At 66.3% G+C, this 20,811-nt stretch carries 9 protein-coding genes and 3 tRNA genes; all 12 read right to left on the bottom strand.

The genetic code is table 11. From position 1 onward, the window contains the following. The coding region (locus N7650_RS24905) for a non-ribosomal peptide synthase/polyketide synthase (RefSeq protein ID WP_279900478.1) at positions 1-11,866 on the bottom strand (11,866 nt) is incomplete at its 3' end. A 96-nt stretch (positions 11,867-11,962) separates the two neighbouring features. Further along, positions 11,963-12,730: an alpha/beta fold hydrolase gene (locus tag N7650_RS24900; protein WP_064304852.1), complete on the bottom strand. Its 768-nt coding sequence runs from the start codon at positions 12,728-12,730 to the stop codon at positions 11,963-11,965. A 291-nt stretch (positions 12,731-13,021) separates the two neighbouring features. Then, positions 13,022-13,098: transfer RNA gene (locus N7650_RS24895), tRNA-Asp, on the bottom strand. A gap of 98 nt (positions 13,099-13,196) precedes the next feature. Beyond that, positions 13,197-13,273 (bottom strand) — tRNA-Asp (locus N7650_RS24890). Between the two features lie 79 nt (positions 13,274-13,352). Then, positions 13,353-13,428 (bottom strand) — tRNA-Val (locus N7650_RS24885). A gap of 217 nt (positions 13,429-13,645) precedes the next feature. After that, the gene (locus N7650_RS24880; RefSeq protein WP_009403104.1) at positions 13,646-14,419 is read right to left on the bottom strand and encodes an SDR family oxidoreductase; all 774 of its coding nucleotides are present in this window, start codon (positions 14,417-14,419) and stop codon (positions 13,646-13,648) included. Next, positions 14,416-15,627 carry an O-succinylhomoserine sulfhydrylase gene (locus N7650_RS24875; protein WP_009403103.1) on the bottom strand — a complete coding sequence of 404 codons (1,212 nt, stop codon included), beginning with the start codon at positions 15,625-15,627 and terminating at the stop codon, positions 14,416-14,418. The genes N7650_RS24880 and N7650_RS24875 overlap by 4 nt, the downstream gene beginning before the upstream one ends. Before the next feature lie 15 nt (positions 15,628-15,642). Then, positions 15,643-17,148, bottom strand: coding sequence for an amidophosphoribosyltransferase (gene purF / locus N7650_RS24870; protein WP_009403102.1), 1,506 nt, complete (start codon positions 17,146-17,148; stop codon positions 15,643-15,645). A gap of 41 nt (positions 17,149-17,189) precedes the next feature. Beyond that, a complete protein-coding gene (locus N7650_RS24865) occupies positions 17,190-17,744 on the bottom strand; it encodes a CvpA family protein (protein WP_009403101.1) in 555 nt (184 codons plus the stop codon). Positions 17,745-17,844: 100 nt separating this feature from the next. Beyond that, positions 17,845-18,540, bottom strand: a complete 696-nt coding sequence (locus tag N7650_RS24860) for an SPOR domain-containing protein (RefSeq protein ID WP_279900476.1) — start codon at positions 18,538-18,540, stop codon at positions 17,845-17,847. A gap of 4 nt (positions 18,541-18,544) precedes the next feature. After that, a complete protein-coding gene (folC, locus tag N7650_RS24855) occupies positions 18,545-19,831 on the bottom strand; it encodes a bifunctional tetrahydrofolate synthase/dihydrofolate synthase (protein WP_279900475.1) in 1,287 nt (428 codons plus the stop codon). Then, positions 19,828-20,748, bottom strand: a complete 921-nt coding sequence (accD, locus tag N7650_RS24850; protein ID WP_009403098.1) for an acetyl-CoA carboxylase, carboxyltransferase subunit beta — start codon at positions 20,746-20,748, stop codon at positions 19,828-19,830. The genes folC and accD overlap by 4 nt, the downstream gene beginning before the upstream one ends. Between the last annotated feature and the right edge of the window lie 63 nt (positions 20,749-20,811).

Genomic DNA, 20,811 nt, shown 5'->3' with positions numbered 1-20,811 from the left:
CCTGGATCAGCGACGGCACGCTTTCCAGCACGCTGATGCCTTGCTGCTGAACGTGCGCCAGCAGCGCTTGTGGATCACGGGCGATATCGTTCGGCACGATATCCACCCGGGCGCCGAACAGCGGTGCGGCGAGGAACTGCCAGACCGAAATGTCGAAGCTCTGCGAGGCGGTCTGGGCGATCACGTCCTTGTCGCTCAGGTCGAGGTACGGGACCTTGCTCAGCTGGTTGTTGAGCATGCCGCGCTGTTCGACCATCACGCCTTTCGGCAGGCCGGTGGAGCCGGAAGTGAAGATCACGTAGGCCAGGTTGTCCGGGCTGCTATAGCGACCGGGATTGGTGGTTTCGGTACTTTGCTGGACCTGTTCCCAGACCAGCAGTTGCACCGCTTCATTGCCGAACAGCAGCTCACGGGCCTGGGCTTCGCAGGCGGCGCTGCACACCAGCACCGGCGCCCTGCTCTGCCCGATCACGCCGCTCAGGCGCTGGTTCGGCAGCGCCGGGTCCAACGGCAGGTAACCTGCGCCGGCCTTGAAGCTGCCAATAATCATGCCCAGCAGATCCGGGCCGCGCTCGGTCAAAAGGGCGATCGGCTGGTCGAAGCCGGCGCCCGCCGTGATCAGGGCATGGCCCAGGCGGTTGGCGGCCTCGTTGAGTACTTGGTAACTGATGCGGTCGGCCAGATGGCTTACGGCAATCCGCTCGGGATGGGCCGCAACCCGCTCCTCGAACTGCACCACATAACTGCGCTCCAGCGGATACTCGCGGGCGCTCTGGTTGACGCCGCGGGTCAGGAACTCGCGCTCCCCCTCGCCCAGCAGCGGCAGCGCCGCCATATCGCCGTGGAAGCCTTCCACCAGCGCCAGCAGCAGGCGCTTGAACTCCGCCAGCATGCCTTCGACGGTGCTCTGGTCGAAGTAGCGCTGGTCGTAGGACAGGTGCAGGCCAAGGTCATCGCCCGGGTAGCACACGGCAGTCAGCGGATAGTTGGTGTGGGTGCGGCCGGAATCCGAGGTGGCATTCAGGCTTTGTGCACGGTCCAGCACCGAGACTTCCACCGGCGCGTTCTCGAACACGAACAGGCTGTCGAACAGCGGCAGGCCCTTGGGCAGCTCGCTGAGCTCCTGGATATTCACCAGCGGCAGGTATTCGTACTCGCGCAATTGCATGTTGCTGTCGAGCAGGCCGTTCAGCCACTGGCGCACGCTCTGCCGCTCGCCATCGCCGGGCAAACCGACACGCAGGGCGATGGTGTTGATGAACAGGCCGACGGTGCGCTGCATCTGCGGCATATCCACCGGGCGCCCGGCCACGGTGACGCCGAACAGCACGTCGCGTTCGCCGCTCAGGCGGCGCAGGGTCAGGGCCCAGGCGGCCTGGGCGAAGGTGTTGACGGTCAGCTGGTGCTGCTGCGCCAGCTCGCGCAGGCGGGCGCCGTCGCTTTCGTCGAGGCGGGTGTAGACATCGCCGACGATCATGCCGCCGCTTTCGCCGGCATGCTCGCGCAGGTACGGCCGGTCGCTGGGAATCGGCGTCGGCCGCTCGAAACCGCGCAGGCTGGCCCGCCACCAGTCACGGGCCTGCTCCAGGCCGCGCTGTTGCAGCCAGCCGATATAGTCGCGGTAGCGCGGGGCCGGCGGCAGTTGCGCATCGCGGCCTTCGCCAAGGGCCATGTAAAGGTCGAAGAAGTCGTTCATCAGCAACGAACGGCACCAGGCATCGATGAGGATGTGGTGGTTGCTCATCATGAACCAGTAGCTGGCCTCGCCGACGCGGATCAGGCGCAGGTGGAACGGCGCCTGGTGCAGCAGATCGAAGCCGGCCTCGCGCTCGCGCTTGTGCAGGGCTTGCAGTTGCGCTTCCTGCTGTTCGGCAGGAATGCCACGCCAGTCGAGGTAGTCCACCGGGGTATCGCCCGGCTTGTGGATAACCTGGAGCATGCCTTCGCCGATATCCCAACAGAAGGAGGCGCGCAGCGCTTCATGGCGGGCCACCACGGCCTGCCAGGCGCGGGTGAAGCGCTCGGGGTCGAGGGCGCTGTCGATGCGGTAGCGGTCCTGCATGTAGTACAAGCCGGTGCCCGGTTCCAGCAGGGTATGCAGGAGCATGCCCTCCTGCATCGGGGTCAGCGGGTAGACATCCTCGATCCGTGCCGCCGGCACCGGCAGCGCGTCCAGCTCGGCCTGGGTCAGGCGCGCCAGGGGGAAGTCGGACGGGGTCAGGCCGCCGCTGCCTTCATCCAGGCAATGCTCGACCAGCGCCTGCAACTGGGCCAGGTAAGCCTTGGCGATGGCTTCGATGGTCGCCTGCTGGTGACGCTCGGCGCTGAAGGTCCAGCGCAGGACCAGTTCGCCGCCATAGACCTGGGCATCGATGCTCAGCTCGTTGGGCAGCGGCGCCTGCGGGTCATGGGCCGTTCCGGCAGACTCTTCCTGCGGGCGGAACAGCGCGTCGCTGGCAAAGCTCTGGTCGAACTGGCCGAGGTAGTTGAAGGTCACCGGCGCCACCGGCAGTGCCTGCATCGCGGCACGGCTGTCGGCGTCGCCGAGGTAGCGCAGCACGCCGTAGCCGAGGCCCTTGTGCGGTACTTCGCGCAGTTGTTCCTTGATCGCCTTGATCGAACCGGACAGGTCGGCCGCCGGAGTCAGGCGCAGCGGATAGGCGCTGGTGAACCAGCCGACGCTGCGGGTCAGGTCAATCCCGTCGAACAGGCTTTCGCGGCCATGGCCTTCCAGCTGGACCAGCGCCGACGGCTGCTCGGTCCACTGGCAAAGCACACGGGCCAGGGCGGTCAGCAGCAGGTCGTTGACCTGGGTGCGGTAGGCGCTCGGTGCCTGTTGCAGCAACTGGCGGGTGCGCTGGGCATCCAGGCGTACGCTGACGCTGGCGGCATGGCGGTTTTCCTGGCCACCGGCCTTGTCGGTGCCCGGCAGCGGCATGGCCTCGCTGCCCAGGTGGGCCAGCCACCAGTCGCGTTCCTCGCGCAGCGAATCGCTGGCGGCATGGGCGGCCAGGCGCTCGGCCCAGTCGCGCATGGCGCTGGTCTTGGCCGGCAGCGGCTGTTGGCGATAAGCGTTTTGCAGGTCTTCCAGCAGCACGCGCCAGGACACGCCATCCACCACCAGGTGATGGATCGCCAGCAGCAGGCGCTGTTCACCTTGTGGGCCACTGACCAGTAAGGCGCGCAGCAGCGGGCCCTGTTGCAGGTCGAGGCTGCGCTGGGCTTCGTCGTAGAGCACGGTGCATTGGGCCATGTCGCTGACCTGGGCGACCCGCAGCAGGCTGTCGTCGCCATCGCGGAAGGCCGCCTGCCAGGCGCCCTCCTGCTCGCGGAAGCCGAGGCGCAGGGCGTCATGCTGCTGTTGCAGGACCTTCAATGCCTGTTCCAGTTGCACGGCATCGAGCACCTGGGTCGGCTCCAGCAGGACCGCCTGGTTCCAGTGCTGCCGGTTGGCGATCGGGGTTTCGAAGAACCAGTGCTGGATCGGCGTGAGTGCCGAAGCACCGGTCAGTTGCCCCTGCTCGGCGCTGACCACTTCGCGGGTGGTGGCAACGGCGGCCAGGGCCTGCACGGTCTGGTGCTGGAACAGGTCGCGCGGGGTGAAATGGATGTCGGCGGCACGGCCACGGCTGACCACCTGGATCGACAGGATCGAGTCGCCACCCAGCTCGAAGAAGTTGTCGTTGAGGCCGACCCTGGCGACGTTCAGCACCTCGCCCCAGATCCGCGCCAGGCGCTGTTCCAGCTCGCTGGTAGGCGCCATGTAGTGCTGGCGGTTCAGCTCCGGATCCGGCATCGGCAGGGCGCGGCGATCGAGCTTGCCGTTGGCGGTCAGCGGCATGGCGTCGAGCAGGACCAGGTGGGTCGGGACCATGTAGTCCGGCAGTTGCGCCTTGAGCGCGGCCTTCAGTTCGTCACGCAGGTGGGCCTGCTGTGCTTCATCCTGATTGGCGACATCGCTGACCAGGTAACCGGCCAGTTGCTTGCCCGCCGGCGTATCCAGCGCCAGCACCACCGCTTCGCGGATGGCGGCATGTTCCAGCAGGCGGCTTTCGATCTCGCCCAGTTCGATACGGAAGCCACGGATCTTCACCTGGTGGTCGACCCGGCCGATGTATTCCACCAGCCCGTCGGCACGCTGGCGCACCAGGTCGCCGGTGCGGTACAGGCGGCCGCCGTCGCTGGCGAACGGGTCGGCGACGAAGCGCTCGGCGGTGAGGCCGGCACGCTCGTGATAACCCACCGCCAGCCCTGCCCCGCCGACATACAGCTCACCCGTGGCGCCCTGCGGCACCAGGGCCAGGTCGGTATCGAGGATATAGGCGACCCGCGCTCCCACCACGCTGCCGATCGGCACGCTGGCCTGGCCCTCTTCCAGTTCGGCCGGCGCCAGGCAGGCCAGGGGCATGACCACGGTTTCGGTGGGGCCGTAGGCATTGAAGAACAGCTCCGGGGCAAAGGCCGCGCGAATGCGTTGCAGGTGTTCGCCGGTCAGGGCCTCGCCGCCGGTGATGCACATGCGCACCGGCAGGCGCTGCTGCCGGGTCGCCAGCCACTGCGCCAACTGGCTGCCGTAGCTCGGGGTGAAGCCGAGGATGTTCACGCCCTGCTCGCGAATCAGCGCACAGATTTCTTCGGCATCCCATTGGCCCTGGGCCCGCAGCACCACCCGTGCACCGCTCAGCAGCGGTACCAGCAGACGCTCGGTGGCGGCGTCGAAGTTGATCGAGTAGAAATGCAGCTCGCAGTCGCTCGGGCGCATGTCGAAGCGTTTGATCACCGCCTGGCAGTGCATGGCGATTTCACCATGGCTGACCACCACGCCCTTCGGCAGGCCGGTGGAGCCGGAGGTGTAGATCAGGTAGGCCTGGTGCTGCGGCAGGCTGATGAACGGCGGTTCGCTGTCCGGGTAAGCGGCCAGTTTCGCCAGGTCGTCCTCCAGGCTCCAGCGCGCCACGCCTTCCGGCAGCTCACCGAGGGCTTCGAGCAACCTGGTGTGGCTGAGCAGCAGGCGCACGCCGCTGTCGCGGATCATGTAGTGCAGGCGTTCCAGCGGGTACTCCGGGTCCAGCGGCACATAGGCGCCGCCGGCCTTAAGGATCGCCAGCAAGCCGATGACCATTTCCAGCGAACGCTCCAGCGCCAGGCCGACCCGCACCTGCGGGCCGACCCCTTGCTCGCGGAGCATCCAGGCCAGGCGGTTGGCCCGGGCATCCAGCTCGGCGTAGCTGAGGGTCTGGCCGCGGAAGGTCAATGCGCCGGCGTGCGGCGCGGCCTTGGCCCGCGCGCTGAACAGGCTGTGGATGCACTGGTCGAGACGCTGCTCGCCAGGTTCCACGCCGAGGCTGTCGAACAGCTGCTGGCGCTCGTCGTCAGCCAGCAACGGCAGCTCGGCCAGGCGCTGTTGCGGATCGGCCAGCAGCGCTTCCAGCAGGTTGCGCCAGTGGGCGGCCATACGGGCGATACGCGGCTCGTCGAACAGGTCGGTGCTGTAGGTCAGGCAGCAGCCCAGGCGATGGTCAAGCTCGGTGACTTCGAGGTTGAGGTCGAACTTGGTGGCGCGGGCGTCGTTGACCAGGTACTCGACGGTCATCCCGGCCAGCTCGCGGCTTTGCTGGAATTCCCAGCGCTGCACGTTGCACATCACCTGGAACAGCGGGTTCCAGGCCGCGCTGCGCGGCGGCTGCAGGGCTTCCACCAGATGGTCGAACGGCAGGTCCTGGTGGGACTGGCCGTCGATCACGGTCTGGCGCACCTGCTCGATCAGCTCACCGACGCGCATCTGCCCGTCGAGCTGCACGCGCAGCACCTGGGTGTTGAGGAAGGCGCCGATCAGGCCTTCGCTTTCCGGACGGATGCGGTTGGCCACCGGGGCGCCGATGCGCAGGTCGGTCTGGCCGCTGTAGCGGTAGAGCAGCACCGCCAGGGTGGCGGTCATGGTCATGAACAGGGTCAGGCCGTTCCTGGCGTTGAAGGCGCGCACGCGGCCGGCCAGGTCATCGCTGAGGTCGAAGCGCAGCAGTTCGCCCTGGTGGCTTTGTACGGCAGGACGCGGACGGTCGCCGGGCAGTTCCAGCAGCGGGTGTTCCTTGCCCAGTTGTGCAGTCCAGTAGTCCAGCTGGCGCTGGCGCTCGCCGGACTCCAGCCACTGGCGCTGCCACACGCTGTAGTCGAGGTACTGCACCGCCAGCGGCTCCAGCGGCGATGGCTTGCCAACGAGGAAGGCCTCGTAGAGCAGGCCCAGTTCGCGGGCGAAGATGTCCATCGCCCAGCCTTCGGTGACGATATGGTGCAGGGTCAGCACGAAGTAGTGCTCCTGCTCGCCCGCCTTGACCAGGCAGGCGCGCAGCAGCGGGCCGGTTTCCAGGTCGAAGGGCCTGTGCGCCTCGCTGTCGGCGAAGGCTTGCAGGCGCACCTGACGTTCGGCGGCCGCCAGTGTGGATATGTCCAGCCACTGCATGGCCACGCCGGTCTCTTCGGAAACCTTCTGGCAGGCCACGCCATTGACGCTGGGGAAGGTGGTGCGCAGGGTTTCGTGACGCAGAATCAGCGCCTGCAGGGCCGCTTCGAAGCAGCCGATATCGAAGGCGCCACTGAGCCGTGCCATGCCGCCGACGTTATAGGCGGGGCTGTCCGGCTCCATCTGCCAGAGGAACCACATGCGCTGCTGCGAGTAGGACAGCGGCACCGGCTGGCTGCGATCGACCCTGGCGATGGCCTGCTGGCTGTTGCGTGCGCCAGTGGCCTGCAGCGCAGCGATCTGCTCGGCGAAGGCGCCCAGCTCGCGGTGGTCGAACAGCACCCGCAGCGGCAGTTCGACGTCGCAGGCCTGGCGCACCCGGGAAATGATCTGGGTTGCCAGCAGCGAGTGCCCGCCCAGTTCGAAGAAGTCATCGGCCAGGCCGACCTGCGGCACGCCCAGCACTTCGCGCCAGATGGCGGCGATGCTGTGCTCCAGTTCGGTCTGCGGCTCGATATGTTCGCGGGACTGCCAGTGCGGCTCGGGCAATGCGCGGCGGTCCAGCTTGCCGCTCGGGCCCAGGGGCATCGCGTCCATGCGCACCAGTTGTGCCGGAACCATGTACTCCGGCAGTTCCAGGGCCAGTTCGGCCTTCAGGCGGGCGCTCTGTGCAGCCTCGCCCTCCCCGGTTTTCTCGGCGGTGAAATAGCCGACCAGTTGCGGACCGGCAACAGTCTGGCGCACCACCACGGCCGCCTGGCCAACGCCGTCCAGCGCCAGCAGGCGGGCCTCGATTTCCTGCGGCTCGACGCGAAAGCCGCGCAGCTTGACCTGATGATCGAGACGGCCGAAGTACTCCAGCGCGCCATCGGCGGCCCAGCGCACGCGGTCGCCGGTGCGGTACAGGCGCGCGCCCGGCTCGCCGGCGGCATCCGGGACGAAGCGTTCGGCTGTCAGCGCAGCGCGGCCCAGGTAGCCGCGGGCCAGCCCCAGGCCACCGATGCACAGCTCACCGGCCACGCCATCCGGCTGGGCATTCAGTTCGCTGTCGAGGACCCGGCAGACCACGTTGCCCAGCGGCCGGCCAATTGGCGACCGGGCACCATCGCTAACCTGGCAATGCCAGTGGGTAACGTTGATCGCGGTTTCGGTGGGGCCGTAGCGGTTGTGCAATTGAGCGTTGGGCAGTTGCGCCAGTACGCGGTTGCGCAATTCGGCAGGCAGCGCCTCGCCACCGGAGAACACCCGGCGCAGGCTGGTGCAATTGGCCGTCAGCGGTTCGTCGATAAACAGCTGGAGCAGCGGCGGGACGAAGTGCAGCGTGGTCACGCCGTGTTGCTGGACCAACTGGGCGATGCGATGCGGATCGCGGTGCTCGCCCGGTGCGGCAATCACCAGCTGGCAACCGGTGATCAGCGGCCAGAAGCATTCCCACACCGAGACGTCGAAGCTGATCGGCGCCTTCTGCATCAGCACGTCGCTGTCGTCTAGCTGGTAGGTGGCCTGCATCCATTGCAGGCGCTCGGCCAGGGCCGCGTGGGTGTTGCCGACGCCTTTCGGCAGGCCGGTGGAGCCGGAGGTGTAGATCACATAGGCGAGGTTGTCGCCGTGCAGGTGCAGGCCCGGCGCATGGCTCGGCCAGTTGTCCAGCTTGAGGGTGTCGAGGGCGATGGCGCTGACGCCTTCGGCATTGGGCATATCACCGAGCAGATGGCTTTGGGTCAGCAGCAGCGACACGCCGCTGTCGCTCAGCATGTAGGCCAGGCGATCGCTCGGGTAGTCAGGGTCCAGCGGCACATAGGCACCGCCGGCCTTGAGGATGGCGAGCAGGCCGATCAGCAGTTGCGGCGAGCGCTCGACGGCGATCGCCACCTTCACGTCCGGACCGACGCCCTTGTCGCGCAGGTAGTTGGCCAGGCGGTTGGCCTGGGCATGCAGGCCGGCGAAATCAAGGCTGCCGCCCTCCCACACCAGCGCGGTGCGCTCGGGGCTGCGCTGGGCCTGTTCATTGAGCAGCTCCGGCAACCAGCGGCTGGCCGGTGTGCACGGGGCGACGCTCCAGCTGGCCTGGCGGGCCTGTTCGGCTTCGTCGAGCAGGTGCAGGTCACCGAGGGCAATATCGGCCGATGCGCAGACTTGGGCCAGCAGGCGCACATAATGCTCGGCCAGGCGCTGGATGGTGGCGCGCTCGAACAGCTCGTCGGCGTAATCGAAGGACAGGTTGATGCGCCCGCTGCGGTCTTCCTCGCTGTGCAGTTGCAGATCGAACTTGGCCTCGCGGCTGTGCCACGGCAGTTCGTCGGCGAGCAGGCCGGGCAGGCGACGCAGGGCGCCGAGGTCGCGTTGCTGGTGGTTGAACATGACCTGGAACAGGCCCTGCTCGCGGGCCTGGGGGAAGGCTTCGACCAGTTGATCGAACGGCAGGTCCTGGTTGGCCTGGGCCTCCAGTGCCGCCTGGCGGGTACGCTTCAGCAGCTCGGCGAAGGGCAGGCGCGAATCCAGTTCGGCGCGCAGCACCAGGGTATTGATGAAGAAGCCGATCAGGCCCTGGGTCTCTCGGCGCGGACGGTTGGCGCCGGGCACGCCAATACGGATATCGATCTGGCCGCTGTAGCGGTGCAACAGGGCCTGGAAAGCGCTCAGCAACAGCATGAACGGCGTGGACTGGCTGCCCTGGGCCGCTGCCTTGAGGGCTTTGCTCTGCTCGGCGCTCAGGCGCAGGCTGTAGCGCGAGGCACTGTGCTGCTGGCGGGTGGAGCGTGGGTGATCGGTGGCGAGGCTCAGGCTCGGGTGTTCGTCGCCCAACTGCTCTTGCCAGTAGGCCAGTTGGCGCTCGGCCTCACCACGGGCCAGCCACTCGCGCTGCCACTGGCCGTAGTCGGCGTAGCGCACCGGCAGGGGCTCCAGGGTCAGCGGCTGCTCCTGAACGGCGGCGGCGTAGAGCCGCGAGAACTCGTCGATGAGCACGTTCAGCGACCAGCCGTCGGCGATGATGTGGTGCAGGGTCACCAGCAACTGGTGTTCCTGTTCGTCCAGGCGGAGCAATTGCACCCGCAGCAGCGGGCCGTTTTCCAGGTCGAACGGCAGGCGTGCCTGTTCTTCGCGGATGGCCTGGGCACGACTGCGGCGCTCGTCTTCGTCGAGATCGCCGAGGTCGATGCGCTGGAGGTAGAACTGGCCGGCAGGGTCGATGCGTTGCAGGGCCACGCCGTCCACTTCGTAAAAGCGCGTGCGCAGGGATTCGTGGCGTTCGACAAGGCGCTGGAAGGCACTGCGCAGAGCGGTTTCGTCCAGCTCGCCACGCAGCGTGAGGCCGGCCGGGATGTTGTAGGCGCTGCTCTGCGGATCCAGTTGCCAGGTGAACCATAGGCGGTTCTGGGCGAGAGACTGAGGCAGGCCTTCGTCACCGGCCAGACGGGCGATGCCGCCCTGGGCTTGCGCACCCGACCGGGCGCCTTCGATGGCGGCGACGAAGCCTTGCAGGGTCGGCGCTTCGAACAGCAGGCGCAGGTTCAGCTCGATGTCCAGGGCGTCACGCAGGCTGGCGACCACCTGGGTGGCGAGGATGGAGTTGCCGCCGAGCAGGAAGAAGTGGTCGTCGGCAGCGATGTCGTCCACTTGCAGGTGTTCGCGCCAGGTGCGCGCGACCAGTTCACCGAGGTTGGACCGGGCCAGGGCGGTGTCGCTGGCCTTGGCACCGATTTGCGGGAACACCGCGTAGCTGTCGAGGCTGCCGTCGGCCAGGCGGGTGCGGCAGGCGGAGCGTTGCAGCTTGCCGCTGGACGTCTTCGGCAGTGCGCCCGGGTTGAGCAGCACGACGACGGCCGGGGCCTGTTGATAAGCGTCGGCGACGGTTTCGCGCAGGGTACGGATCAGGTCTTCGGCGGGCACGTTCTTCTGCACGCTGCGGCCGATTTCCGCAGCGATGCCGATGCCTTCGATACCGTCCTGGTTGACGGCGAAGGCAGCGACCCGGCCCTTGCGCACCACCTCGACCTCGCGCTCGATGGTCTGCTCGATGTCCTGTGGATAAATATTCTGGCCGCGGACGATCAGCATGTCCTTGAGACGCCCCGTTATGTACAGCTCGCCGTCGCGCATGAAGCCAAGATCGCCGGTACGCAGCCAGGTCTGGCCGTCGTGCTGGACGAAGGTTTTCGCCGTGGCTTGCGGGTTGCGCCAATAGCCATGGGCGATGCTCGGGCCGCTGGCCCAGACTTCACCGACCTGGTTCTCGCCAAGCCTGTCCAGGCTTTGCGGATCGGCGATCAGCACGGCGTGTTCCGGCTGGCTGGTACCGCAGCTCATCACCGGGTTGCCCTGCCCCGCCCTGGCGATGTTGCGCGCCAGCTCCTGCTCGTCGAGGCGCAGGTGCGGGATGCCCTGGCCGCGCTTGCCACCGGCGACGAACAGGGTGGCTTCGGCCAGGCCATAGGAAGCGAAGAAGCTGCTGGCGTCGAAACCGCAGGCGGCGAACTTCTCGGCGAAGGCCTCCAGGCTATCAAGGCGGATCGGCTCGGAGCCGGAATAGGCGACGCGCCAGCCGCTGAGGTCGAGCCGGGCCAGGGCCGACTCGCTGACCCGGGCGGCGCACAACTGGTAGGCGAAGTCCGGGCCGCCGCTGATGGTGCCTTTGTACTCGCTGATCGCTTCGAGCCAGCGCAGCGGGCGGGTCAGGAAATAGGCCGGGGACATCAGCACGCAGGGCACGCCGCTGAAGATCGGCTGCAGCAGGCCGCCGATCAGGCCCATGTCGTGGTACAGCGGCAGCCAACTGACGATCACGTCGTCCGGGTTGAGATCGATGCCAAAACCGTGACGGATGAGCTGTTCGTTGGCGACCAGGTTGCCGTGGCTGACCTGCACGCCCTTGGGCAGCGCGGTGGAGCCGGAAGTGTATTGCAGGAAGGCGATATGGTCGCCGGTCAGCTCCGGTGCGACCCAGGTGTCGGTGTGTTCCAGGGTATCGACGCAGAGCAGCGCCGGGGCGCCTTCGGCAGCCAGCGCTTCGACTTCCAGCAGGCTGTCGCGCAGCGCGGCGGCGGTCAGCACCAGGGCCGGCTCGGCGTCGGCGATGATCGACAGCAGGCGCTCCTGATGGTGGCGGCGGTTGGACTCCGGTGGATAGGCCGGAACGGCGATGATCCCGGCATACAGGCAGCCGTAGAAAGCAGCGACGTAGTCCGGGCCGCTGGGGAACAGCAGGATGGCGCGGTCGCCCGCTTGCGCCTGGCCTTGCAGGGCGGCGGCGATGGTGCGGGCACGCTGGTCGAGGTCACGGTAGGTCAGCACGCTGCCCTGGTCCTGTTCGTCGGACAGAAAGCGCAGGGCCAGACGATCCGGCGTCTGTGCGGCACGACGTTGGAGGGACTGGGCCAGGGTGACGGGGAGTTCGAACGCGTCCATGGAGTGTTCCTGCTTGAATTCGGGCTTGGCAAAAAAAGGGGGCGGGTGACGAAAAGAAAACGCGCCGGCCGAGCCGACGCGTGCTGTCGCGTTGGCTCAGCCGGCGGCCTGGGCGGGCTGGCGCCCGGCACGATTGCGCCAGCGGGACAGGTGCTCTTCGGCGTAGCGGCGGATCTGCCGGAGCAATTGGGCCTGTTCGTCGATCAGGTAGAAGTGATGGCCTTCGAACATATCGAGGGAAAAGCCGGTGCAGGTGTCCTCCTGCCAGTCCAGCAGTTCCTCGACCTTGACCGTGTCGCGCTTGCCGCCGAATACATGGATCGGCAGGTCCAGCGGCTCGCGCTGGCCATGGTTGAAGCTGCCGCAGAGCAGGAAGTCGGCACGCAGGATCGGCAGGATCAGCTCCAGCAGTTCCTGGTTGGCCAATACGCCTTCGCTGGTGCCGCCGAGTTCGCGCAAACGATCGATCAGTTCGGCGTCGGTCTTTTCGCGGGCGTACTCGCTGACATCGCGACGGGACGGGCCGGCGGTGGCCGAAGCGAACAGGCACAAGGGTTGCGGCAGGCCGCGCTCGCGCAGCACATGGGCCAGCTCGAAGGCCAGCAGGCCGCCAAGGCTATGGCCGAACAATGCGTAGGGGCGGTCCAGCTCGACGGCAATTTCGTCGGCCAGCAGCCTGGCCAGGGCGGCCATATCGGTGTGCAGCGGTTCGTCCATGCGCATGCCGCGGCCGGGCAGCTCCAGCGGGCGGATGCTCAGCCAGGCAGGCAGCTTGTGCTTCCATGGGCTGTAGCAGGTGGCGCTGGCGCCGGAATAAGGCAGGCAGAACAGGGTCAGGCCGGATGCGTCGCGTTCGATGCCCATTTTTCGTTTTCCTGTAGGTGCACGCCCCGGCCATGACAGCGGCCGGGCTTGTCTCCCAGAAGAACGGATGGCATGTGGAAATAATTAGTCGCATCTGCCGACAGGCATGACTTGGAGGCCCTATCGCTGCGGTTCGGCGGTCCGACAAGCCAGCTCCCACAGGTTTGTGGGAGCTGGCTTGCCAGCGATAGGGCCCGAAAGGTAAAACAGAAACGCCAGAAACGAAAAAAGCGACCCGGAGGTCGCTTTCTTCGTTTTGCTTCGAGGAGTTCAAGGGCCTCGAGGCGGATATGGCGCAGCGGACGGGACTCGAACCCGCGACCCCCGGCGTGACAGGCCGGTATTCTAACCGACTGAACTACCGCTGCGTATCGCACAGGCTTTCGCCTGCTTGAAACTGGGATCTGGCCTGAAGGCTTCGGTACCTTCGGACCTCAAACCGGTCATGAACCGATCTGGAGAAAAGTGGCGCAGCGGACGGGACTCGAACCCGCGACCCCCGGCGTGACAGGCCGGTATTCTAACCGACTGAACTACCGCTGCGCGATGTGGACTTGCGTCCTGTTCCTCTCTGGTAGACCGTTTCTTTCGAAGCGATCCGGGTCAGGAACTTCCCAGGAAGTGGTGGGTGATGACGGGATCGAACCGCCGACCCTCTGCTTGTAAGGCAGATGCTCTCCCGGCTGAGCTAATCACCCAAACTCATCAAACCTAACTTTCTTGCATCATCACTGCTTTCGCTGTGTTTCTGCTTTGTTACGTTTGCTTCGCTGAGGCCGCGAAATTTACGCAGGTAACGAACCTAAGTCAATAGCCCCATTGAAGTTTTTTTCAAAAAGGACAAAAAAGCTCATTCCCTCCTCCACCGCCCCAACCTCAGGCGGTAGCACAAACCTGCGATTCCTCAAGCGGCTGTCACTGGTAAATCATCTTCCGCGTCATGCCACCGTCGACGATGAACTCCTGCCCGGTCACGAACCCGGCATTCTTCGACAGCAGCCAGGCCACTGCCGCCGCCACGTCCTCCACCGTCCCCACCCTGCCCGCCGGATGCTGGGCATGGTCGGCGTCGCTGAGGGGCTCGGCACGCCGCGCGGAAGGATCACGGGCATCGATCCAGCCGGGGCTGACGGCATTGACGCGGATCTCCGGGCCCAGGCTCATGGCCAAGGCATGGGTCAGCGCCAGCAGGCCACCCTTGCTCGCCGCATAGGCCTCGGTATCCGGCTCGGACTGGCGGGCACGGGTCGAGGTCAGGTTGACGATGGCCCCGCAGTGCGCACGCAGGTAAGGCGCGCAATGCTTGGCCAACAGCATCGGCCCGCTAAGGTTGACCGCCATGACGCGGTTCCAGTGGGCGAGGCTGAGGCTTTCGAGGGTAGTGTTGTGCGGATCGGCGATCGCCGCGTTGCACACCAGTGCATCGAGGCGGCCGAACTGGCCGAGGACTTCAGCCACGGCGAGGGTCACCTGGACTTCGTCGGACACATCCATGCCGACGAACCAGGCGTTGTCGCCCAGCACCTTGGCGACCTTGGCCCCGCGCACGCGGTCAAGGTCGGTGAGGACTACCTGCCAGCCCTCGGCGATCAGCCAGGCGGCGATGCCCAGGCCGATGCCGCGGGCAGCGCCGGTGACCAGCGCCACGCGACCGTTATGGCTTCGCTCGGCAACCGACCAGTCGATCACAGCGCCGCCAGGCCACGGGCGAGGTCGGCCTTGAGGTCGGCCACGTCTTCCAGGCCCACCGCGACACGGATCAGGCTGTCGCGGATCCCGGCCGCTTCACGCTCCTGCGGCGACAGACGGCCGTGGGAGGTGGTGCCCGGGTGGGTGATGGTGGTCTTGGCGTCACCGAGGTTGGCGGTGATCGAGATCAGCCGGGTGGCGTCGATGAAGCGCCAGGCGCCCTCCTTGCCGCCCTTGACCTCGAAGCTCACCACTGCACCGAAGCCCTTCATCTGGCGCTTGGCCAGTTCGTGCTGCGGGTGGCTTGGCAGGCCGGCGTAGTGCACCTTCTCGATGCCGTCCTGCTGCTCCAGCCATTCGGCCAGTGCCTGGGCATTGGCGCAGTGGGCGCGCATGCGCAGGTTCAGGGTTTCGAGGCCCTTGAGGAAGATCCAGGCGTTGAACGGGCTCAGCGAAGGGCCAGCGGTACGGATGAAACCGACCACTTCCTTCATCTGCTCGCTGCGACCGGCGACCACGCCGCCCATGCAACGGCCCTGGCCGTCGATGAACTTGGTCGCCGAGTGCATGACGATGTCCGCACCCAGTTCCAGCGGCTGCTGCAGCGCCGGGGTGCTGAAGCAGTTATCCACAACCAGCTGGGCGCCCTTGGCGTGGGCGATTTCCGCCAGCGCGGCGATATCCACCAGTTCGGCGAGCGGATTCGATGGCGACTCGACAAAGAGCAGCTTGGTGTTGGCCTTGAACGCCTGTTCCCACGCGCCCAGGTCGGCCAGCGGCACGTAGTCCACCTGGATGCCGAAGCGCTTGAAGTATTTCTCGAACAGGCTGATGGTCGAGCCGAACACGCTCTGCGAAACCAGCACATGGTCGCCGGCGCTGCAGAACGACATCACCGTGGCGAGGATCGCCGCCATGCCAGTGGAGGTGGCGACCGCCTGCTCGGCGCCTTCCAGGGCGGCGATGCGCTCCTCGAAAGCCCGTACGGTAGGGTTGGTGTAACGCGAATAGACGTTGCCTGGAACCTCGCCGGCGAACCGCGCCGCGGCATCGGCCGCGGTACGGAACACGTAGCTGGAGGTGAAGAACAGCGGATCGCTGTGCTCACCTTCCGGCGTGCGATGCTGGCCGGCGCGTACCGCCAGCGTATCGAAAGCGACCCCGTCGAGGTCGCTGTCCAGGCGCCCGGCATCCCATTCCTGTGTCATGCCGTTGCTCCTATATCAGTTGTTGTGAAGGTCGATGATCGCGCTGACCGCCTGGTTCTTGGCTTTCGCGAGGTCGTTGCGGGCCCGCTCGATGCGTTCCAGGTAGGCTGCGTCGACGTCGCCGGTGACGTACTGGCCGTCGAATACCGCGCAGTCGAAGTGCTCGATCTTGATCTTGCCGCCGCCAACCGCTTCGATCAGGTCAGGCAGGTCCTGGTAGACCAGCCAGTCGGCGCCGATCAGGTCGGCGACATCCTGGGTGCTGCGGTTGTGAGCGATCAGCTCGTGGGCGCTCGGCATGTCGATGCCGTAGACGTTGGGGAAGCGCACGGCCGGGGCCGCGGAGCAGAAGTAGACGTTCTTGGCGCCGGCTTCGCGGGCCATCTGGATGATCTGCTTGCAGGTGGTGCCGCGCACGATGGAGTCGTCCACCAGCATCACGTTCTTGCCGCGGAACTCCAGCTCGATGGCGTTGAGCTTCTGGCGTACGGATTTTTTCCGCGCGGCCTGGCCCGGCATGATGAAGGTGCGGCCGATGTAGCGGTTCTTGACGAAACCTTCGCGGAACTTCACGCCCAGGTGGTTGGCCAGCTCCAGGGCCGCGGTGCGGCTGGTGTCCGGGATCGGGATGACCACGTCGATGTCGTGGTCGGGACGCTCGCGCTGGATCTTCTCCGCCAGCTTCTCGCCCATGCGCAGGCGCGCCTTGTACACCGAGACGCCATCGATGATGGAGTCGGGGCGGGCCAGGTAGACGTGTTCGAAGATGCACGGCGAGAGTTTCGGGTTGGTCGCGCACTGACGGGTGTGCAGCTTGCCTTCCTCGGTGATGTACACCGCTTCGCCCGGGGCCAGGTCGCGGATCAGGGTGAAGCCGAGCACGTCCAGCGAGACGCTTTCCGAGGCGATCATGTACTCGACGCCTTCGTCGGTGTGACGCTGGCCGAAGACGATCGGGCGGATGCCGTTGGGGTCACGGAAGCCGACGATGCCGTAGCCGGTGATCATGGCCACCACCGCGTAGCCGCCGACGCAGCGGTTGTGCACGTCGGTGACCGCGGCGAACACGTCTTCCTCGGTGGGTTGCAGCTTGCCGCGCACCGCCAGTTCATGGGCGAAGACGTTGAGCAGGACTTCCGAGTCGGAGTTGGTGTTGACGTGGCGCAGGTCGGACTCGTAGATCTCCTTGGCCAACTGCTCGACGTTGGTCAGGTTGCCGTTGTGCGCCAGGGTGATGCCATACGGCGAGTTGACGTAGAACGGCTGGGCCTCGGCCGAGGTCGAGCTGCCCGCGGTTGGGTAGCGCACGTGGCCGATGCCCATGTGGCCGACCAGGCGCTGCATATGGCGCTGCTGGAAGACGTCACGGACCAGGCCGTTGTCCTTGCGCAGGAATAACCGGCCATCATGGCTGGTCACGATACCGGCAGCGTCCTGGCCGCGGTGCTGGAGGACCGTAAGCGCGTCATACAGCGCCTGATTGACGTTCGACTTACCGACGATACCGACGATGCCACACATGCGACGCAACCCCTACTTAATGAAACTGGACTGAACGGTGCTCACGGAGCTTTTGGCCCCAGGAGCTGTTCCTTGAACGGCAGATCAGCGGGAGCGCTGATTCCGCTGGCTAGCCACTGGCTGGTCAACCCCAGGATGAGGTTCTTCGACCAGTCAGCCACCAATAGAAATTGTGGCAAGAGCCGCGACTCCTGCCACCATGGATCCTGTTGTACCGGCCCCAGGCTCAACAGCCCGACGGCCACCACGACAAGCAATGCCCCACGGGCGGCACCGAAGGCCATGCCGAGGAAGCGATCGGTCCCGGACAGCCCGGTGACCCGAATCAGCTCGCCGAGCAGAAAATTGATCATCGCCCCCACCAGCAGGGTGGCGACGAAGACGATGGCGCAACCACCGATGACCCGGGCGGACGGCGTCTGGATATAGCTCTCGAGGTACTGCGCGGCGGAGCCGCCGAACATCCACGCCACCGCACCAGCGACGATCCAGGTGAGCAGGGACAGAGCTTCCTTGACGAAGCCGCGCTTGAGACTGATCAGCGAAGAAATGGCGATGATCGCGAGAATCGCCCAGTCGACCCAGGTAAATGCCACGGTGTTGCCTGCGAACGGTTGAGGCGGCGCATTTTACCAGAGCGCAGGACTATGGGTAAGCAGTGATTTGCCGTCCGGCGCAGGCGCTGGACGGCAGATTTCAGCCACGTTCGGGCTGGAAACGGACAACGAAGCCCTTGAGCTTCTGCTGTCGGCTGATGACATCGCGCAGGCGCTCGGCTTCGGCACGCTCGATGACCGGGCCGACGAACACCCGGTTCATGCCGTCGGCAGAGCGGATATAGGCGTTGTAGCCCTGGGTGCGCAGGGTTTTCTGCAGGCTGTCGGCGCTGGCGCGGTTGGACAGGCTGGCCAGTTGCACCGACCAGCTGACCGGCAGGCCATTCGGGTCGACCTTGCTGGCGCTGGCCTGGGTTGGCGCCGGGGTTTGCGCAGCCGGTTTGGCCGCAGCCGGGGCCGCCGCGACTGCCGGAGCAGGGGCAGGCTTGGCCGCAGGCTGCGGGGTTGGTACCGGTGTGCTCGGCTTCGCTGCTTCCTGCTGGACAACCGGCTGCTGGACCGGCGCCTGTTGGACCGGGGCGATCGGCGTAGCCGGCGCCGTCTGCGGCTGGTCGGCGACGCTCTCGTCCGCAATCACCTGGGGCTCGGGTACCTGTACCGGTTCGACCTGCACCTGCGGCAGCGCCGGTACGGCAGGGGCCGCAGGTGCCTCGACCTTGACCTGGCGCAGTTCGTCCTGCTTGGTGAACAGCATCGGCAGGAAGATGACTGCCAGGGCCACCAGCACCAGTGCCCCGACCATGCGTTGTTTCATGACCTTGTCCAGCCCCGCCATTGGCTCAGTCCTCCATGGCCTGCCGGCCCAGCCACTCCAGGGCTTCGCCGACACAGAAAAATGATCCGAACAGCAGGATCTCGTCATCCGCCGTCGCCTGCGCGCACTGCCCCTCCAGGGCCTGTGCAACGCTGGAATAGGACTGCACCGCTGCACCAAGGTTCTCCAGTGCCGCTTGCAACTCGGCGGCCGGACGGCTGCGCGCTGTATCCAGTGTAGCCACGGCCCAATGACGAACATGCGGCAGCAACGGCTGGATCACGCCACCCAGGTCCTTGTCGCTGAGCAGGCCGAACACCGCCAGGCGCTTGCCCGCGACCGGACGCGCCGCCAGGCGCTCGGCCAGGTATTCGGCAGCATGCGGGTTGTGGCCTACGTCGAGCAGGATATTCAGGCGCTTGCCGTTCCAGTCGAACTGGCGACGGTCCAGGCGCCCGACGATGCGCGCCTCCTGCAAGGCCCTGGCAACCACCGCGGCATCCCACGGCAGATCCAGCAGCAGATAGGCCTGCAGGGCAAGCGCGGCGTTCTCCATCGGCAGGTCCAGCAGCGGCAGGTCGTGCAACTCGACGTCGCTACCGCGAGCATCGACACCACGCCATTGCCAGCACTGTTCGCTGTAGGCGAGGTCGAAATCACGCCCGCGCAGGAAGAACGGGCAGTTCAGCTCACGGGCCTTGTCCTGCAGCGGTTGCGGCGGGTTCAGGTCGCCGCACAGCGCCGGGCGGTCCTGGCGGAAGATCCCGGCCTTCTCGAAGGCCACGGACTCACGGGTGTTGCCCAGCCAGTCGGCATGGTCGACACCGATGCTGGTGACCACGGCAAGGTCCGCATCCACCAGATTGACCGCGTCCAGGCGCCCGCCCAGGCCCACTTCGAGGACCACGGCGTCCAGCGCCGAGCGACTGAACAGCCAGAAGGCCGCCAGGGTGCCCATTTCGAAATAGGTCAGGGAAATTTCACCGCGGGCCGCTTCGACGGCGGCGAAGGCCTGGCACAGTTGCTCATCGCTGGCCTCGACGCCGTCGAGCTGCACCCGCTCGTTGTAGCGCAGCAGGTGCGGCGAGCTGTAGACGCCCGCCTTCAGCCCCTGCGCCTTGAGCAGCGCGGCGATGAAGGCGCAGGTCGAACCCTTGCCGTTGGTGCCGGTGACAGTCACCACCCGAGGCGCCGGCTTGCCCAGCCCGAGCCGGGTCGCTACCTCGCGGGAGCGCTCCAGGCCCATGTCGATGGCCGAAGGGTGCAACTGCTCAAGGTAGGCGAGCCATTCGCCAAGGGTACGTTGGGTCATACGGTGGCAGGCGCCGGTGGCACGACTACCGCGTCAACCGCCGAAGGTACATACTTCGGCGACGGCTGGCCGGTCATCTGCGCGAGGATCTTCGCCAGGCGCGGACGCAGTTCGGCGCGGTGGATGATCAGGTCGATGGCGCCGTGTTCCAGGAGGAACTCGCTGCGCTGGAAGCCTTCCGGCAGTTTCTCGCGCACGGTCTGCTCGATTACCCGCGGGCCGGCGAAGCCGATCAGGGCCTTCGGCTCACCGACGATGACGTCGCCGAGCATCGCCAGGCTGGCGGAAACGCCGCCGTAGACCGGGTCGGTCAGTACCGAGATGAAGGGGATGCCTTCTTCGCGCAGGCGCGCCAGGGCGGCGGAGGTCTTGGCCATCTGCATCAGGGAGATCAGCGCTTCCTGCATGCGTGCACCGCCGGAGGCCGAGAAGCAGACCATCGGGCAGCGGTTTTCCAGGGCGTAATTGGCAGCGCGGACGAAACGCTCGCCGACCACGGCGCCCATCGAGCCGCCCATGAAGGAGAATTCGAAGGCGCTGACCACGATCGGCATGCCCATCAGGGTGCCGCTCATGGAGATCAGCGCGTCTTTCTCGCCGATCTGCTTCTGCGCGGCGGCCAGGCGGTCCTTGTACTTCTTGCCATCGCGGAATTTCAGGCGGTCCACCGGCTCGAGCTCGGCGCCCAGCTCGTTGCGGCCTTCAGGGTCGAGGAAGATGTTCAGGCGGGTACGCGCGCCGATGCGCATGTGATGGTTGCACTTGGGGCAGACGTCCAGGGTCTTTTCCAGTTCCGGACGGTAAAGCACGGCTTCGCAGGACGGGCATTTGTGCCACAGGCCTTCGGGAACCGAACTCTTCTTCACCTCGGAACGCATGATCGATGGAATCAGTTTGTCTACTAACCAGTTGCTCATGCTTTATTTCTCCAGTAGCGGCGACCGGCAGGGATTGAGTGCCGGATCGCGCGTATGCCCTTG

The sequence above is a fragment of the Pseudomonas sp. GD04058 genome, from assembly GCF_029836855.1.
Taxonomy (GTDB): domain Bacteria; phylum Pseudomonadota; class Gammaproteobacteria; order Pseudomonadales; family Pseudomonadaceae; genus Aquipseudomonas; species Aquipseudomonas bharatica.
This window is presented reverse-complemented; position numbering and strand designations above follow the sequence as displayed.

Excerpts from the sequence above, each read along its gene's own strand:
- N7650_RS24900 (WP_064304852.1), bottom strand. The coding sequence starts at position 12,730 with ATGGGCATCGAACGCGACGCATCCGGCCTGACCCTGTTCTGCCTGCCT.
- N7650_RS24875 (WP_009403103.1), bottom strand. The coding sequence starts at position 15,627 with ATGACACAGGAATGGGATGCCGGGCGCCTGGACAGCGACCTCGACGGG.
- purF (WP_009403102.1), bottom strand. The coding sequence starts at position 17,148 with ATGTGTGGCATCGTCGGTATCGTCGGTAAGTCGAACGTCAATCAGGCG.
- N7650_RS24860 (WP_279900476.1), bottom strand. The coding sequence starts at position 18,540 with ATGGCGGGGCTGGACAAGGTCATGAAACAACGCATGGTCGGGGCACTG.
- folC (WP_279900475.1), bottom strand. The coding sequence starts at position 19,831 with ATGACCCAACGTACCCTTGGCGAATGGCTCGCCTACCTTGAGCAGTTG.
- accD (WP_009403098.1), bottom strand. The coding sequence starts at position 20,748 with ATGAGCAACTGGTTAGTAGACAAACTGATTCCATCGATCATGCGTTCC.